Genomic DNA, 15722 nt, shown 5'->3' with positions numbered 1-15722 from the left:
GGCGGGTCGCCGGTCGGACGGGTGGCCAGGATCGGCTCGGTGATCTCCTCGGGCGCCGGCTCGACCAGCCGGAAGCTGGCCCGCACCGGGCCGCCCGCGGCGTCCCGCTGCCAGGCGTCCAGCTCGGCACGCAGCGTGTCCAGCGCCGTCGGGTCGACCGTGAAGTCGCGGTGCGGGCCGGCGAGCGCGGCCAGCCAGGCCGGCGCCGGGCCACCCGGGCGCAGCCCCCGCGCCAGGGTGGTTGTCGCGAGGGCGGCCCGCGCGGCGGCGTCGGTGAACGCGTCGAGGGCGTCCGCGACGAGCGCCCCGGCGGTCAGCTCGGTGCCGTCGGCGACGGCTCGGGCGGCGGGCGGCAGGGCCAACGCCAGCGACCGCGCCCAGCCGGCGTCGGTGCCGGTCAGCAGCGGACGCCACACCGCCTGCGCGGTGACCTGGGCGTCTTCCCCGGCCACCGGCGGCGCGGCAGCGGGCACGCTCGCCGATCCCGTCGTGCTGACGGCCGGCAGGACGCGGCCCCGGGTCACCAGGTCGGCGGCGAAGTCGGCAAGCTCGGCGAAGTGGCGCAGGGTGGCCCCGGACACCACGGGAAGCTCGTTCAGAGCGCGCAGGAGAGCGAGGGCGTCGTCCGGGGCGTACACCAGGGTGGGGACCCGCCACGCGGCCAGGGTGAGCCGGCCGCGGGCCGGGGGTGCGACGGTGGTCCGGATCAGCTCGGGTGAGTCGGTCGGCCCGCCCGCCCGCGTGGGCAGGGTGACGAGCGCGGTGTCCGGGCCTGCCGGCGCGGCGGCGTCGGCGAGGGCGGCGGCCAGGTCGGTGTGCCCGGCGGCGAAGGGGTGGGGGCGTTCGCGGGGTGGCCGGCCGGAGCGGGCCGCAGGGGGCGGCGCGGCGCTGTCCTCGCCCCAGAGCGCGAGACCGCCTGTCGAACCGTCGCTGGGCAACCACAGCCCGTGGATGACCAGCACGCACTTCCCCCTCGTCGCCGTCCACGCCCAGGATAGGCGGCCCCGGTGACCCGGCGCCGGCACCCACCGGCCCGCGCGACACCGTGCGGGAGGCTAGCGTCGCGGTCATGGTCGATCTGCTGGTCCTCGGCGGGCTCGGGGTGGATGTGCGGGTCCGGGTGCCCGCGCTGCCGCTACCGGCCGCCGATTCGCACACCGTCGAGCCGATCGAGCTGCGGATCGGCAACACCGGCGCCGGGGTGGCGCTGGCCGCCCGGGCGCTCGGCCTGCGGGTGCTTGTTGTCGACACCCTCGGCGCGGACCCGGCCGGTGACGTCGTCCGGGCGGCGCTGACCCGGGCCGGGGTGCCGGCGTTGCTGGCCGAGAACCCGGGCGGCACCCGCCGATCGGTGAACCTGGTGGACCCGGGTGGGCGGCGCACGTCGCTGTACGACCCGCGCCCGTGGCGGGGTGATCCGCCTTTCTCCGCCGCGCAGGTGAGCGACCTGGCCCGCGACGCCCGGCACGTCCACGTTTCGATAATGGATTGGGTGGTGCCGCTGCTGCCCGCCGTGCGGGCCGCCGTCCCGGCCGCCGTCCCGGCCGGCGTGGCGCTCACCACCGACCTGCACGACTGGGACGGCGAGAACCCCTACCACCTGCCGTTCGCCGAGGTCGCCGACGTGGTCCTGGTGAGCGGGGTACGGCTGGACGGGCGGGCTCCGGCGGTCGCCGGGACGCTGGCGCCCCGGACGGTGGTGGTGACCCGGGGCGCGGACGGCGCCGACCTGTACCCGGGCGACGGCTCGTCGCTGCCGGTGCCACCGGCCGCCCCGCCGGGACCGGTGGTGGACAGCAACGGCGCCGGCGACGCGTTCGTGGCCGGGCTGGTCGCCGGCCGCCTGCGGGACCGGCCGCTGCCGGAGGCGGCCCGGTACGCCGCGAGGGTCGCCGCTGCGGCCTGCACCCACGACGGGATGGAGTACCCGTCGGGCCTGCTGCCCACCTGGTGACCGCCGGCCCGACTCAGAGCGCGCCGGTCGACCCGTCGGTCAACTCACGCAGGATGTCGGCGTGGCCGGCGTGCCGGGCCGTCTCCTCGATCATGTGCACCAGGATCCAGCGCACCGACACCTCGCCGAGCTGCGGGTGCGGCACCACGTGGTCGAGGTCGAAACGCGCGACGACCTCCCGGGACCTGTCGCAGGCCCGCTCGTACGCCTCGACGAGCGCGGCGACGGTGTCCTCGTCGCCGATCGTGAAGTGCGCCACCTCGTCCTCGGTCGCGGTCAGGTAGACGTCGCCGGCCTCGGGGGCCAGCAGGGTGGGGAACCAGTTCCGCTCGACCATGGTCAGGTGCTTGACCAGACCGGCGAGCGTCGTCGCCGACGGCACCAACCGCTGCCGGGCGTCGGCGTCGGTCAGCCCGCGCACCTTGCGCAGCACCACGCCACGGTGGAAGTCGAGGAAGGAGTCGAGCACGGCACGTTCGTCGCCGGTGCGGGCCAGCACCGGGCCGAGCGTCGGATCGATCGTTTGCTCCATCCACCGACCGTAGGCCGCTCCGCGCGCCCGCGCTGCCCCGCTATCCGCTGCAAACGGGCGGCACGACAGGCAGGATGGGCGCATGGCTTCATCCGTGCAGATCCTGCTCGTCGGCGGAACGGCGGACGGGCAGACCGTCACCGTCGAATTGGACACCAATGGCCGCCCGCCGCTGACCCACCACCACATCGGGTCCGGTGGCCTGGCCCACGCCGAGATCTACGAGCTGGAGAACGCGCGGGAGGAGTCCCGCGATTGGCGCTACCGGTGGACCGGCCCGGCCATGTGACCGGCCGGATCAGACCCGGATCAGGGTCTGACTGCGCAGGCTGTCCAGCACGCCACGGGTGACGTCCGAGGTGCCGCGGGCCTGCTCGCAGACCTCCGCGACCCGTCGGGCGGTGGCGTCGGCGCGCTGCTCCCGCTCGTCCCACAGCCTGTCGACCTCGGCCAGCAGCGGCCCCTCGACCTCGCGTTCCACGCCGCGCAGGGCCGGCACGCCGAGACGCTGGGCCAGGTCGAAGACCTTGCCTGCGTACGGCAGCGGCAGGAACGGTGTGCCCACCATCGCCGCGAAGATCAGGAAGTGCAGGCGCATGCCGACGGCCAGGTCGAAGTGGCGCATCAACCCGAGCACCTGCTGCGGCGAGTACGTGCCGTGCAGGATCCGCCCCCGTTCGGCGGCGACCATGTGCGACAGCACCCCGTGGGAGTGCCTGATGTCGTCGCGTTCCATGGGCACGAACAACACGTACGCGTCGATCCGGTGCACGAGGAAGTCGCCGATCTGCGCCAGCAGCCGGTGGTAGCCGTCCACGTCGAGGCGCTCGGCCGCCCGTCCCGGCTCCCGCACGCTGATGCCGACCAGCCGCTTGCCGGCCGGCACACCCTCCTCGCTCAGCAGGTGGGCCGGGAAGTCGGCCGGCTGGAGGAGGAAGGCCGGGTCGGCGGTGACCGTGATCGGGTTGAGCAGTCCGGCCTCCTCCAGCACCATCCGGGACTCCTGGTCACGGACGGTCACCTGGGTGGCGCTGGCGAGCGTCTCCCGGACCATGCCGGTGTCCACGCTGTCGCTCAGCGGCCCGACCCCCACCGCGTACGTGATCAGGGGCAGGCCACGTTCCTGGGCGACCCGGACGACCCGCAGGTAGCGACGGGCCTCCCGGTCGTACAGGATCCCGCCGCCGCCCAGGATGAGCAGGTCGAGCTGGGCCAGCACCAGTGCGGAGTCGGTACGGCTGACGCCCTCCCACGGCACCGCCTCGACGCCCGGGTGGGCGGCCCGGGTGTGCTCCGGGTTACGGGAGAACACGATGATCCGGGCATTCGGCTCCTGCGTCCGCAGATCGGTCAGCAGACCGGTGAGGATCGCCTCGTCGCCGAGATTCCGGCCTCCGTACGAGCCGAGCACACCGATGGTCAGTCCGGCGCCGTGCGTCATCCGTCGCTCCTCCCCAGGTGCGGTCCGCGCGGGTTTCCCGCTGGGCAGGTGAACAGTCCTGCCGGCCGGACCGCGCGGCTCAGCGCGCCGGGTCGATCCGCTTGGCCATCTGCTGCGCGGTGACCTCGAAGCCCAGACTGCGGTACAGCCCGATCGCCACGGTGTTCGTCCCGAAGACGTTCAGCCCCAGCTCGGCGACGCCGAGTCGGGCCAGTTCGTCCTCCATGAGCTGGATCATCCGGCGCGCGTGGCCCCGTCCCTGGTGCGCCGGATCCACCTCGATGTTGTGGATCCAGGCCCGGCGGGTGTCGGTCGCGCCGGCCGCCCCGGGCAGGGTCACCCAGATCCAGCCGACCTCTGTGTCGCCGACCCGGGCCAGGCGCAGCAGGGTCCCCTCGGTGGCCGCGCCCGCGGGCAGCAGCTCCCACAGCTGGCGTACGGCGTGCTCCAGGGCGGCCTGCGGGGTGAACCCCCGGTGCGCCGCCAGGTCCTCGGCGTACGCCTGCTCCAGCGGCCCGCGCAACCGGGCGAGGTCCTGCTCGGTCATGGGCGTCAACGTCAGCGTCACCCGACCAACCTTTCCAGTCGCCGTCCCGCACCGTCACGCCGGCCGGTGGGGCCGGGTCGACCGCGCGGGGCTCAGGGCGCGGCAGGCGCCGACTCCAGCTGGTACGCCAGGTGCGCCAGGTCGTCGAGGCGCACGTCGCCGTCGAGCCCCTTCAGCGCGGCGGTCATCGCGCCGGCGGCCCGGCCGGCCTCCAGCCCCACCTCGGCGTCCTCGACGACCAGGCAGCGCGCCGGCGACACGTCGAGCAGCGCGGCGGCGCGCAGGTACCCCTCCGGCGCCGGCTTGCCGACGCTGACGTCCTCGACGGTGACCAGCACCGCCGGTTCGATGCCCGCGGCACCGAGACGGGCTTTGGCCAGCCGGGCGTCAGCGCTTGTCACCACCGCCCAGGGCATCCCCAGCCGGGCCAGCGTCAGCAGCAGCTCGTGGGCGCCGGGGGTGGCCGTCACGTCGGACAGGTCGTCGTACTGCAACGCCAGCTGGCGTGCCGACGCGGCGGCGACCGCCGCGTCGTCGAGCCCGGGCAGCAGGCGGCGGACGGTCCGGTCGGCGGGACTGCCGTGCGCGATGGCCAGCGCGGCCCTCGGGTCGGTGCCGTACTCGGCGGCCCACCGCTCCCAGGCCCGCTCGACTGCGGCGTCGGAGTCGACGAGGGTGCCATCCATGTCGAACAGGACGGCCTCGATACCGGACAGGTCCACGATCATCCTCCCCACCTGAGCTGATCCCCGAGCATAGGCCGAGCGGATCACGGCGCGAACCGACCGCTCGGCGGGGTCAGCCGTCGCGGCCAAGCACCGGCCGGACGGCGTCGACGAACGAGATCCGGCGAGTGGTCCGTTGCTCGATCGCGGCGAGCCACAGGTCCCGGTGCCTGTCGCGCAGCGGCGTCGCCGAGCCGTCCCGCTCGTCCCCAAACCGGCGCTGGTCGGCGTACTCGGTCGTGATGCTGGCCAGCACCGACCGGGCCGCCGCCGCGACGTCCGCCGGACCCTCCAGCAACACCAGGTTGTACGCCTCGTCCACGCCGCGCGTCGCCGAGTACGCCTCGTCGTAGCCGGACCCCGGCTCGTCCGCGCCGGCCTGTAGCCATCGCCGGTCCAACTGCCGGTACGCCCGGTCACAGGCGCTCAGGAACCCGACGTACGCGTCACGACGCAGCTCGTCCCGACGCGCCGCCCGCGCCTCGGCGCTCTCCAGCCGGGCGACGGCGAGCTGGTGGGCCAGTTGCCGGCGGGTGCTGAACGCGCCGATCAGCCCGGTGAGGGCGGCGGCGGCCAATGTGGACAGCGCGGTGATCAGCGCGACGGCGACGGTGTCCTGCACGCGCCCATCATCGCCTCCACGCTGTCGGCGCCGGCAGGGGGCCGATCGAAAACGGGGTCACGTTCCGTACGCGGCCTTGATACAGTCACGACTCCCCTTGATCAACAAAGGACGTCGCCATGACCGGTGCCGAACCTGCCGACAGTCCGTCGCCGGACCCCGCCCGGGCCGCGGACCCGACTCCGACACCGGACGCATCGCCCGCCGCGCAAGCGCCGATGGTCGCCGAGGCCGCGCCGACCGAGCCCGCCGTGGCCCCCGTGACGCCCGAGGCCCCCGGCTGGGCCGCCCCGGCGCCGCCCACCGGCTCGAACCACACCGCCATCGTCGCCGCAGTCGTCGGCGGCGCCGTGGTGCTCCTGCTCGTGGCCTGCCTCGGCCTGGTCGGCGGCATCTTCCTGCTGCGCGACGGAGACAGCACCGCGTCCGACTCGGAGACCACCGCACCGGTGCGACCCCGCAGCAGCGGCGGCGGTGGCCCGACCGCGAGCGCCGCCCCGACCGAGGAACCAGTCGTGCAGGGCCCGCAGGCCAGCGCGTACCCGGCGGAGAAGATCGAGGACCTGAACCGGGTGTGCGACGAGGACATCTACTACCCCGAGCTGCCCAAGCGGGCCGGCAAGGCGCCACACCCGGTCGTCCTGCTCCTGTCGGACACCCCGGGGCTGCGCTACAAGGACGACGGCTACTACTACGACCTGGGTCTGTCCAAGAAGGTCGAACAGACGTGGGCGTCGGAGGATCCCCGCACGGTGCAGATGGTGGCGTGCCTGGATCGGATCAGCGCCGGCTCCACGATCCGCACCTGCAAGTTCGACGACCCGAAACCGCAGACCCTGACGCTGGTGCGGACGAGCTGGCGTCTGCGGGTGTACGAGGCAGCGACAGGCCGCAAGCTGCTGGAGAAGACGATGCCCGGCGACGACCAGAAGTGCCCGTACGTCGTCATGGTCGGCGCCGACAAGAAGATCTACGCCGAGGTCAGCGACCGGGCGGCCATCGCGGCGCTGCGCAACCTCGTCACCAGGTAGCCCTGTTCAGCGCGGCGGGTCCTCACCGGTGAGCCCGTCCACCGACTCCCGGATCAGATCGGCGTGCCCGACGTGCCGGGCGTACTCCTCGATCAGGTCCACGAGGATCCGCCGCAGGCTCGGCACCCGACCCTCGGGCCATTCGCCCCGGGCCAACTGTTCCGGCCCCGCGTCGGCGAGCGCCTCGGCCACCGTCGCCCGGGAGCGGGCCACCGCGTCCCGCCACAGCGCGTACACCTGCTCCGGAGTGTCCTCGGCCGCTGAGCGCCAGTCCCAACCGGGATTCGCGTCCCAGTCGACGGACTCCCACGGCTGCCCCGGTGAACGCCCGCACAGCTTGTACGAGAAGTAGAAGTCCTCCACGAAGGCCAGGTGCTTGAGCAGCCCGCCGAGGGTGATCGACGACGGGCCGAGCGTCGCCCGCAGGCCGGCGGCGTCCAGCCCGCCGGTCTTCCACGCCAGGGTGGCCCGCTGACGGTCCAAGGAGCCCAGCAGGGTGGCCGTCTCGTCGCCCGCGATCGGCGGCTCGGGATGAGCGTTCTCGTCCGCGTACGTCATGGGGTCCGAGGCTAGCGGTCCCACTGATGATGGTGGGCGCGGCAGGTTTCGAACCTGCGACCCCCCGCTTGTAAGGCGGGTGCTCTCCCACTGAGCTACGCGCCCGGAACGCCCCGTGTGGCGGGCCGGTGGCTGGCAAGCTTACCTGCTTGCCGCCGGCCCGGACGCACGGCGTACCCCGGTCAGACGGCCGCTTCGGCGATGGCCTTGCGCCAGGCCTGCTGGTCGCGGGCCTCGCCCGGGCCGTTCATCTCGGCGAAACGCACCACGCCGCCGCGGTCGATGACGAAGGTGCCCCGGTTGGCGATGCCGGCGACGTCGTTGAAGACCCCGTACGCCTGGGCGACGCCTCCGTGCGGCCAGAAGTCGGCCAGCAGGGGAAACTGGTAGCCCTCCCGCTCGGCCCAGACCTTGTGGCTGTACACCGAGTCGACGCTCACCGTCAGGACCTGGACGTCGTCGTTCACGTACTGGTCGAGGTTGTCCCGCACCTCGGACAACTCACCCTGGCAGGTGCCGGTGAAGGCGAGCGGGTAGAAGATCAGCAGCACCGTACGCCGGCCACGGAAGTCGGAGAGCCGGACCTGCTGGTTGTTCTGGTCCTTCAACACGAAGTCCGGTGCCTCGGCACCCACCTCGATGGGCATGCGAACTCCCTCGGTCGGGTCAGGGACGGCACCAACCTGCCACACCCGGCGGTACCGACCGCCGGGCGTGTGGGCGGCTGGAGGCTACTTCTTGGCCTTGGCCCCGCGGCGCAGCACCAGGCGGGCGCCGCTCCAGTCCCGGCCGGCGTTGACGGTCGAGGTCTGCTGAAGGCCGGCGGTGGGCGCGGACTCCGCGACCTCGCTCGGCTCGACGTGCCCGTCACGCCCCGCCTTCGGCGTGAGGAGCCACACGACCCCGTTGTCGGCCAGCGGGCCGAGGGCGTCGACGAGAAGCTCGAAGAGGTCACCGTCGCCGTCGCGATACCACACCAGCACCGCGTCGACCACCTCGTCGGTGTCCTCGTCGACAAGCTCTCCACAGCGGTCGGTCAGGGCGTCGCGGAGATCCTGGTCGACGTCGTCGTCGTACCCCATCTCCATGACGACCATCCCCGGTTCGATTCCGAACCGGTCCGCCAGGCTGCGTACCCCGTCGGCGGCCTGACCAGCGGTCGCGCTCACTGTCGCGTGCCTCCTCATCTCGTCCCTGCTCGCGGCGTCGGACCGACGCCGTCAGGCAAAGTCCACACACTTGTGCCTCTGCGCGCAAGTGGCGCACCGGGTGGAACGGAATTTACCGTGCCAGCAGCGTACGGGCACCGTCGGTAATGGCTTCCGCGGAGACCAGAACCTGACGTGCTGCCGGACCTAATGGTACAAACGAGTCAACTCCGGCGACTCGACGTGCCGCGCCGACATATCCGGCGTCGACAAGCGCGGCGATGACCCCCTCGCCCACCCCACCGGATCGGCGCGTCTCGTCCACCACCAGCACCCGGCCCGTCGCCGAGGACTCCCGAATGATGTCCGCCACCGGCAGCGGCGCCAACCAGCGCAGGTCCACCACGCGTGTGCCCACCCCCTCCTCGGCGAGGACGGCCGCCGCCCGCAGCGACATCCGCACCCCGTTACCGAAGGTGATGATGGTCAGGTCGTCGGCCGAGCCCACCTGGTAGACCCGCGCGCGGCCGACCGGCACGTGCCCGGCCACCCACGCCCCCGGCTCCGCATAGCCCGCCAACCACTCACCGTCACCGTCGGCGTACAGATCACGTGTGTGGTAGAGCGCGATCGGCTCCAGGAACACGCAGACGCTGCCGTCCACCGCCGCGCTCGCCAGGCAGGTCCGCAGCATGGGCGCGGCGTCGTCCGGCCGCGCCGGCACCGCGACCACCAGACCCGGCACATCCCGGAGTACGGCCACCGAGTTGTCGTTGTGGAAGTGCCCGCCGAACCCCTCCTGGTACGCCAACCCGGCCACCCGCACCACCATCGGGTTGCGGAACGCGCCCCGCGAGAAGAACTGCATGGTGGCCGCCTCGCCGCGCAGCTGATCCTCGGCGTTGTGCAGGTACGCCAGGTACTGGATCTCCGGCACCGGCAGCATCCCGGCCAGCCCCGCGCCCAACCCGAGCCCCAGCACCGACGTCTCGTCGAGCAGGGTGTCGAAGACCCGGGCCGCGCCGAACCGGTCGCGCAACCCCTTGGTCACCCCGTACACGCCGCCCTTGGCGGCCACGTCCTCGCCGAAGACGGCCATCTGCGGATGGTCGAGCATCCCGTCGGCGAGCGCCGCGTTGATGCTCTGCGCGAGAGTCAACGGGCCGGCCAGCTCCGGCGGCTTACCCCCGAACGCCTCCTCCCGCGCCGCCGCGCCCGGCCCGCTGGCCCGGGCCGCCGCGTCGGCCACCGCCCGTGCCACGCGCACCGGACGCCGGGGCGCCAGCGCGGCCACCACGTCGGCCGCGGACGCCAGCTTCGGCTCGCCCAGCACCTCCTCGGCGAGCCGGCGTACCTGCCAGCCGGTCTCGTCGTACCGGCCCAGCAGTTCCTCCCCACTTGCCACGCCGGCCTCGGCGAGCAGCCGCGCGGTGGCGACCACCGGATCCCGGGCCAGGTCCTCGGCAAGTTCGGCGGGGCTGCGGTACGCCGACTCCGCGTCGGCGCCGGCGTGCCCCATCAGCCGGATGGTGCGCAGGTGCAGCACGGCCGGCCGCCGATGCCGGCGCACCCAGGCCGCCGCCTCGGTCGCCACCGCGTACGTCTGCACCGGGTCGGCCCCGTCGGCGCTGAAGTAGCGGATGCCCGGCCTGGCCCGCAGCGTCGCCTCCACCCAGCCCTGCGGGGAACGGACGCTGATGCCCAGCCCGTTGTCCTCGCAGACGAAGAGCACCGGAATGCGCAGCCCGGCGTGGTCGTACCAGCCGGCGGTGTTGAACGCGGCGGTGGCGCTCGCGTGGTTGACCGAGGCGTCGCCGAAGGAGCAGACCACGATGGCGTCCGACGGCCACGGGGCGTGCGCGGCACCGGCGCCGCTGCCCACCCGCGCAGCGGTGCCGGTGCGCCGTCCGGCGCTGTCGAGTCGGCGCAGTCGCTCCACGGCCAGTCCCATCCCGACCGCCCGGGGCAGGTGCGAGGCGATGGTGGAGGTGGTCGGTACGACGTTCAGGTCGGCACGGCCGAACACCTTGTGCCGGCCGCCGGCGATCGGCTCCTGACTGGACGCGACCATGCCGCGCAGCACATCGCGGGCCGCCTCGGCGTACGGCGCAAACCCGCCGGCGGACGGCGCGGACCCGGCCGGCTCAGGCTCGGTGGCCGGGTCCGGGTCGGTGGCCGGCTGCCCGTCGACGGCCTGCTCACGGTCAGCGGTCGGCTGCCGGTCGGCGACCTGCTGCTGGTCGGCGGTCGGCTGCTGGTCGGTGGCCTGCTGCTGGTCGGTGGCCTGCTGCTGGTCGGTGGCCTGCTTCCCGTCGATTGCCTGCTCACGGTCGGCGGCCGGTTCGGCGTGGGGGGTGTCGGTCGGCGCGGCGGCGGCCTGGGCCGCCCGCACGCAGTAGAACGCCCCGGAGCGGTAGTGCAGCAACGCCGGATCGGTGGGGCGCAGCGCGGCGGCGACCGCCGCGTTGCCCTCGTGCCCGGCCGAGCCGATGGTGTAGAAGCCCTCCCCGAAACTACGCAGCCAACGACCGGCGAGGTCGAGCTGGCGGCTGGTCACCTGCGCGTCGAACAACTCCAGCAGGCGCTCGCCGGTCAGCGGGGCGTCATCGGTGACCGGGTCGGCGGGGTCACGCCTGCGCTGCGCGGCGGGCAGCGCCGCCAGCGTCTCCCGGAACCGGTCGTCGAGATCTTGCGGGGTGGTCACGTCCGACAGCATTACCGACGCGGGCCATGCTCGCCCAGTGGGACACGGCCGACGCCCCTCCACTCACGCCGGATCGCACGGCTCCGGACAGCCGCCGTCGGACACCTTCCACACCAGGTCACGCAGGGTGGACAGCTCCTGGTCACTCAACCCGGCCAGGAGTCGGGAGTCGGACATCACCTCGATCACCCGGTCCCGCACACCCCGGCCGCCACCGGTCACCACCAGCGTCTTCTGCCTGCGGTCGGCCGGATCGGTACGGCGCTCGACCAGGCCGGCCTGCTCCAGCCGGTCGACAAGCGCCGTCACGTTGGACCGGTCACAGCCCAGCCGATCGGCGAGGTCCCGCGCCGGCAGTGGACGGTCCGGGTCCAGCTCGTGCAGCGCCCGGGCCGTGGCCGGGGTGAGCCCCAACTCGGCGAACGCGGTGCCCTGCCGGTGACGCAGGGAGGCGGTCAGGTGTGCCATCCGGCGCACCACATCGGCCGCGAGGCCGGCCCGGTCCACCGGTCGTCCCGCCGCGGAACCCTCCTCCGGTGCCACCGCCACATCGTACGCGCCGCGCCGACCGCCCAGATCGACGATCAGCTCCGGCCGCGCCGCGCAACATCGGTGAAACTGCTGCCTCCGCACGCCCGGAGGCAGCAGTTTCAGGTTAGTTGCGCGGATCGTGGACCGGGACGGTGGCCTGCGCCGCCCGCCCGCGGCCATGATCGCGCTGGAACACGGAAGTAGTGGCCTCCCGCCGTCCACGACACCACCAGATCCAGGATCGAGCACGATCTTGGCGGGATCGGGCCGCCTAGACCGGGCCGGGGGGGCCGAGGCGAGGCGGGGCGAGGCGGGGCGGGGCGAGCGAGGCGAGGCGAGGCGAGGCGAGGCGGGCGGCCGGGTGTCAGGCGGGGAGGAACGAGAAGCGGACCTGGCGGGTCGGGTTGTCGCCGTTGGTGTCGACAAGGCAGATGGACTGCCAGGTGCCCAGTGCCAGTCGCCCGTCCAGCACGGGCAGCGTGGCGTACGGCGGGACGAACGCGGGCAGCACGTGGTCGCGGCCGTGGCCGGGTGAGCCGTGCCGGTGCCGCCAGCGGTTGTCGGTGGGCAGCAGCGCGTCGATGGCGGTGAGCAGGTCGTCGTCGGAGCCCGACCCGGTCTCGATGATGGCCAGGCCGGCGGTGGCGTGCGGCACGAAGACGTGCAGCAGGCCGTCGCCCTGGCCGGAGACGAATCCCTGGGCCTCGGCGGTGATGTCCCGGACGGTCGGCCGGGACCCGGTCTGGACGGTGATCACGTCACTGCGCATACGTCGCATTCTGCCGCAGCGCGACCCGCGAGCCACCGCCACCGCGGCCGGAACCGCCCGCCGCCGCGACCCGCGAGCCACCGCCACCGCGGCCGGAACCGCCCGCCGCCGCGACCCGCGAGCCACCGCCACTGCGGCCGGAGCCGCCGGAGCCGCCAGCCACCCCCGCACGCCCGGGTTGCCGGAGGAGGTCTGGCTGACCATGACATCGCCCGCACAGGGCGGGGCGCGCGGCGGGCGGGGCACGGCTGATCGTCGCGCTAAGTTACCGACGGGTACCTGTGTCGCTCATCGCGTCGGGGGGACCTAGACGTGACGACGGGTGCCACCAGGGGGCAGGATGGCGCTAGAGACCTATCCCACACACAACCGAGGGAACGCCTGTGGCTACGGAACGCAAGCGCCCGGTGATCAGCGACGGCCTACCGAGCCAGCTTCCGGACATCGACCCTGACGAGACAAGCGAATGGGTCGAGTCGCTTGATGGTGTCATCGACGAGCGGGGCGCCAAACGCGCCCGCTACGTCATGCTGCGCCTGCTGGAGCGGGCCCGCGAACGCCAGGTCGGGGTGCCGCCCCTGACCACCACCGACTACATCAACACCATCACGCCGGAGCGCGAGCCCTGGTTCCCGGGCGACGAGCACGTCGAGCGGCGGATCCGGGCGTACGTGCGCTGGAACGCGGCAATGCTGGTGCACCGGGCGCAGCGCCCGGAGATCGGCGTGGGTGGGCACATCTCCACCTTCGCCAGCTCGGCGTCGCTGTACGAGGTGGGCTTCAACCACTTCTTCCGGGGCAAGAACCACCCGGGCGGCGGCGACCAGATCTTCTACCAGGGCCACGCCTCCCCCGGTATGTACGCGCGGGCGTTCCTCGAGGGCCGGCTCAGCGAGCACCAGCTCGACGGATTCCGCCAGGAGCTGTCCCACCCGGGCGGCGGCCTGCCGTCGTACCCGCACCCGCGGCTCATGCCGGACTTCTGGGAGTTCCCCACCGTCTCGATGGGTCTCGGCGGCCTGAACGCGATCTACCAGGCCCGGTTCAACAGGTACCTGCAGCACCGCGGCATCAAGGACACCTCGCAGCAGCACGTGTGGGCGTTCCTCGGCGACGGCGAGATGGACGAGCCGGAGACGCTCGGCGCGATCGGCGTGGCCGCCCGCGAGGAGTTGGACAACCTCACCTTCGTGATCAACTGCAACCTCCAGCGGCTGGACGGTCCGGTCCGTGGCAACGGCAAGGTCATGCAGGAGCTGGAGGCGTTCTTCCGGGGCGCCGGCTGGAACGTGATCAAGGTGGTCTGGGGCCGCGAGTGGGACCCGCTGCTCGCCGCCGACACCGACGGCGCGCTCGTCAACCTCATGAACACCACTACCGACGGTGACTACCAGACGTACAAGGCCGAGTCCGGCGCGTACGTCCGGGAGCACTTCTTCGGCCGTGACCCGCGTACCCGCAAGATGGTCGACCCGCTGAGCGACGACGAGATCTGGAACCTCAAGCGGGGTGGGCACGACTACCGCAAGCTCTACGCGGCCTACAAGGCGGCCACCGAGCACACCGGTCAGCCCACGGTCATCCTGGCGAAGACGATCAAGGGCTGGACCCTCGGCTCGCACTTCGAGGGCCGCAACGCGACCCACCAGATGAAGAAGCTGACGCTTGAGGACCTGAAGACCTTTCGCGACCGGCTCTACCTGGACATCCCGGACTCGGCGCTGGAGGACAACCCCTACCTGCCGCCGTACTACAACCCGGGTGAGAAGTCCGAGGAGATCCAGTACCTGAAGGAGCGGCGCGAGCAGCTCGGCGGGTACCTGCCGTCGCGGCGGACCAGCACCAAGCGGCTGAGCATCCCCGGTCCGGAGCGGTTCGCCGACGTCAAGCGCGGCTCGGGCAAGCAGAAGGTGGCCACCACGATGGCCTTCGTCCGCCTGCTCAAGGACATCATGAAGGACAAGGAGTTCGGCAAGCGCTGGGTGCCGATCATCCCGGACGAGGCTCGTACCTTCGGCCTCGACTCGATCTTCCCGACCGCGAAGATCTACTCGCCGCACGGGCAGCGCTACACCTCGGTCGACCGGGAGCTGTTCCTGTCGTACAAGGAGTCGACGACCGGGCAGATCCTGCACGAGGGCATCAACGAGGCCGGCTCGGTCGCCTCGTTCACCGCCGCCGGCTCGGCGTACGCCACCCACGACGAGCCGATGATCCCGATGTACATCTTCTACTCGATGTTCGGGTTCCAGCGGACCGCCGACGGGCTGTGGGCGGCTGCCGACCAGATGGCGCGGGGCTTCCTGCTCGGCGCGACCGCGGGGCGTACGACGCTCAACGGTGAGGGCCTCCAGCACGAGGACGGGCATTCGCTGCTGATCGCCGCCACCAACCCGGCGGTGGTCGCGTACGACCCGGCGTTCTCCTTCGAGATCGCGCACATCATGGAGAACGGCCTGCACCGGATGTACGGGGACGCGCAGGAGAACGTCTTCTACTACCTGACGGTCTACAACGAGCCGATCCTCCAGCCGGCCGAGCCGGACGGGGTCGACGTGGAGGGCCTGCTCAAGGGCATCTACCGCTACTCGCCGGCACCCCAGGTCGACGGCCCGAAGGCGAACGTGCTCGCCTCCGGCACCGGCATGCAGTGGGCGCTCAAGGCCCAGCAGCTGCTCGCCCAGGACTGGGGGGTGGCCGCCGACGTCTGGTCGGTGACCTCCTGGACCGAGCTGCGCCGCGACGCGGTGCAGGCCGAGGAGTACAACCTGCTCAACCCGGGCGCCGACGCGAAGGTTCCGTACATCACGCAGAAGCTCGCCGACGCCGACGGGCCGAAGGTCGCGGTCAGCGACTGGATGCGCGCGGTACCGGACCTGATCGCCCGCTGGGTACCGGGCGACTACACGTCGCTCGGCACCGACGGCTTCGGCATGTCGGACACCCGGCACGCGCTGCGCCGGCACTTCCACGTCGACGCCGAGTCGATCGTGGTGGCCACGCTGCGGCAGCTCGCCCGCAGCGGCGCGGTGCCGGCCACCGTGCCGGCCGAGGCCGCCAAGAAGTACGCGATCGACGACGTCAACGCCGCGCCGGTCGGGGAGACCGGCGGCGACAGCTGACGTCCCCGCACGACGAGAGGAAGGGCCCGGCGCACCCG

The 15722-nt window shown here is 72.8% G+C and carries 15 protein-coding genes, 1 tRNA gene and 1 pseudogene; 4 read left to right on the top strand and 13 right to left on the bottom strand.

Annotated elements, in window-relative coordinates:
• Positions 1-49: 49 nt before the first annotated feature.
• Positions 50-962: pseudogene (locus ACFY1S_RS19285) on the bottom strand (ATP-dependent helicase); the annotation flags it as partial.
• A 107-nt stretch (positions 963-1069) separates the two neighbouring features.
• Here ACFY1S_RS19285 and ACFY1S_RS19280 point away from each other — a divergent pair.
• Complete coding sequence (locus ACFY1S_RS19280; protein ID WP_387119697.1) at positions 1070-1954, top strand: carbohydrate kinase family protein; 885 nt, start codon at positions 1070-1072, stop codon at positions 1952-1954.
• A gap of 13 nt (positions 1955-1967) precedes the next feature.
• Here the strand turns inward: ACFY1S_RS19280 and ACFY1S_RS19275 are convergent, their stop codons facing one another.
• Complete coding sequence (locus ACFY1S_RS19275) at positions 1968-2486, bottom strand: DinB family protein (protein ID WP_387119694.1); 519 nt, start codon at positions 2484-2486, stop codon at positions 1968-1970.
• Between the two features lie 82 nt (positions 2487-2568).
• Between ACFY1S_RS19275 and ACFY1S_RS19270 the strand changes: the two genes are divergently transcribed.
• Positions 2569-2775, top strand: coding sequence for a hypothetical protein (locus tag ACFY1S_RS19270; protein WP_364362447.1), 207 nt, complete (start codon positions 2569-2571; stop codon positions 2773-2775).
• Positions 2776-2784: 9 nt separating this feature from the next.
• On the opposite strand, the gene ACFY1S_RS19265 is transcribed toward ACFY1S_RS19270, so the two are convergent.
• From ACFY1S_RS19265 to ACFY1S_RS19250, 4 genes are all read right to left on the bottom strand, one after another.
• Positions 2785-3927 (bottom strand): polysaccharide pyruvyl transferase family protein, encoded by a 1143-nt coding sequence (locus ACFY1S_RS19265; RefSeq protein ID WP_387119691.1) that lies wholly within the window; start codon positions 3925-3927, stop codon positions 2785-2787.
• A 79-nt stretch (positions 3928-4006) separates the two neighbouring features.
• Positions 4007-4495, bottom strand: a complete 489-nt coding sequence (locus tag ACFY1S_RS19260) for a GNAT family N-acetyltransferase (RefSeq protein WP_387119688.1) — start codon at positions 4493-4495, stop codon at positions 4007-4009.
• Between the two features lie 71 nt (positions 4496-4566).
• Positions 4567-5202, bottom strand: coding sequence for an HAD-IA family hydrolase (locus ACFY1S_RS19255; RefSeq protein WP_387119685.1), 636 nt, complete (start codon positions 5200-5202; stop codon positions 4567-4569).
• Between the two features lie 70 nt (positions 5203-5272).
• Complete coding sequence (locus tag ACFY1S_RS19250; protein ID WP_387119682.1) at positions 5273-5821, bottom strand: hypothetical protein; 549 nt, start codon at positions 5819-5821, stop codon at positions 5273-5275.
• A gap of 119 nt (positions 5822-5940) precedes the next feature.
• Here ACFY1S_RS19250 and ACFY1S_RS19245 point away from each other — a divergent pair, with 119 nt between their 5' ends.
• The gene (locus tag ACFY1S_RS19245; protein ID WP_387119679.1) at positions 5941-6852 is read left to right on the top strand and encodes a hypothetical protein; all 912 of its coding nucleotides are present in this window, start codon (positions 5941-5943) and stop codon (positions 6850-6852) included.
• 6 nt (positions 6853-6858) lie between these two features.
• On the opposite strand, the gene ACFY1S_RS19240 is transcribed toward ACFY1S_RS19245, so the two are convergent.
• The 7 genes from ACFY1S_RS19240 to ACFY1S_RS19210 form a co-directional block, all read right to left on the bottom strand.
• The gene (locus ACFY1S_RS19240) at positions 6859-7410 is read right to left on the bottom strand and encodes a DinB family protein (protein WP_387119676.1); all 552 of its coding nucleotides are present in this window, start codon (positions 7408-7410) and stop codon (positions 6859-6861) included.
• A 30-nt stretch (positions 7411-7440) separates the two neighbouring features.
• Positions 7441-7515: transfer RNA gene (locus tag ACFY1S_RS19235), tRNA-Val, on the bottom strand.
• A gap of 77 nt (positions 7516-7592) precedes the next feature.
• Positions 7593-8057 carry a peroxiredoxin gene (locus tag ACFY1S_RS19230; protein ID WP_387119673.1) on the bottom strand — a complete coding sequence of 155 codons (465 nt, stop codon included), beginning with the start codon at positions 8055-8057 and terminating at the stop codon, positions 7593-7595.
• 84 nt (positions 8058-8141) lie between these two features.
• Complete coding sequence (locus tag ACFY1S_RS19225; protein WP_110565654.1) at positions 8142-8579, bottom strand: DUF3052 domain-containing protein; 438 nt, start codon at positions 8577-8579, stop codon at positions 8142-8144.
• Positions 8580-8691: 112 nt separating this feature from the next.
• Entirely contained in the window at positions 8692-11115 is a 2424-nt protein-coding gene (locus tag ACFY1S_RS19220; protein WP_387120266.1) for a thiamine pyrophosphate-dependent enzyme, read from the bottom strand.
• 210 nt (positions 11116-11325) lie between these two features.
• Positions 11326-11730: a MarR family winged helix-turn-helix transcriptional regulator gene (locus tag ACFY1S_RS19215; RefSeq protein ID WP_387120263.1), complete on the bottom strand. Its 405-nt coding sequence runs from the start codon at positions 11728-11730 to the stop codon at positions 11326-11328.
• 427 nt (positions 11731-12157) lie between these two features.
• Positions 12158-12562 (bottom strand): YjbQ family protein, encoded by a 405-nt coding sequence (locus tag ACFY1S_RS19210; protein ID WP_364362438.1) that lies wholly within the window; start codon positions 12560-12562, stop codon positions 12158-12160.
• 383 nt (positions 12563-12945) lie between these two features.
• Between ACFY1S_RS19210 and aceE the strand changes: the two genes are divergently transcribed.
• Positions 12946-15684: a pyruvate dehydrogenase (acetyl-transferring), homodimeric type gene (gene aceE / locus ACFY1S_RS19205; protein ID WP_387119668.1), complete on the top strand. Its 2739-nt coding sequence runs from the start codon at positions 12946-12948 to the stop codon at positions 15682-15684.
• The last annotated feature ends 38 nt before the right edge of the window (positions 15685-15722 follow it).

The organism is Micromonospora sp. NPDC000663, assembly GCF_042898105.1.
Taxonomy (GTDB): Bacteria; Actinomycetota; Actinomycetes; order Mycobacteriales; family Micromonosporaceae; genus Micromonospora.
The sequence above is the reverse complement of the archived record's forward strand: the minus strand, read 5'-3'. Positions and strand labels throughout refer to the sequence as shown.

What these genes read in the sequence shown, in the direction of transcription:
- ACFY1S_RS19280 (WP_387119697.1), top strand. Translation starts at nt 1,070, where the DNA reads ATGGTCGATCTGCTGGTCCTCGGCGGGCTCGGGGTGGATGTGCGGGTC.
- ACFY1S_RS19270 (WP_364362447.1), top strand. Translation starts at nt 2,569, where the DNA reads ATGGCTTCATCCGTGCAGATCCTGCTCGTCGGCGGAACGGCGGACGGG.
- ACFY1S_RS19210 (WP_364362438.1), bottom strand. Translation starts at nt 12,562, where the DNA reads ATGCGCAGTGACGTGATCACCGTCCAGACCGGGTCCCGGCCGACCGTC.
- ACFY1S_RS19240 (WP_387119676.1), bottom strand. Translation starts at nt 7,410, where the DNA reads ATGACGTACGCGGACGAGAACGCTCATCCCGAGCCGCCGATCGCGGGC.
- ACFY1S_RS19265 (WP_387119691.1), bottom strand. Translation starts at nt 3,927, where the DNA reads ATGACGCACGGCGCCGGACTGACCATCGGTGTGCTCGGCTCGTACGGA.
- ACFY1S_RS19255 (WP_387119685.1), bottom strand. Translation starts at nt 5,202, where the DNA reads ATGATCGTGGACCTGTCCGGTATCGAGGCCGTCCTGTTCGACATGGAT.
- ACFY1S_RS19215 (WP_387120263.1), bottom strand. Translation starts at nt 11,730, where the DNA reads ATGGCACACCTGACCGCCTCCCTGCGTCACCGGCAGGGCACCGCGTTC.
- ACFY1S_RS19245 (WP_387119679.1), top strand. Translation starts at nt 5,941, where the DNA reads ATGACCGGTGCCGAACCTGCCGACAGTCCGTCGCCGGACCCCGCCCGG.
- ACFY1S_RS19230 (WP_387119673.1), bottom strand. Translation starts at nt 8,057, where the DNA reads ATGCCCATCGAGGTGGGTGCCGAGGCACCGGACTTCGTGTTGAAGGAC.
- ACFY1S_RS19275 (WP_387119694.1), bottom strand. Translation starts at nt 2,486, where the DNA reads ATGGAGCAAACGATCGATCCGACGCTCGGCCCGGTGCTGGCCCGCACC.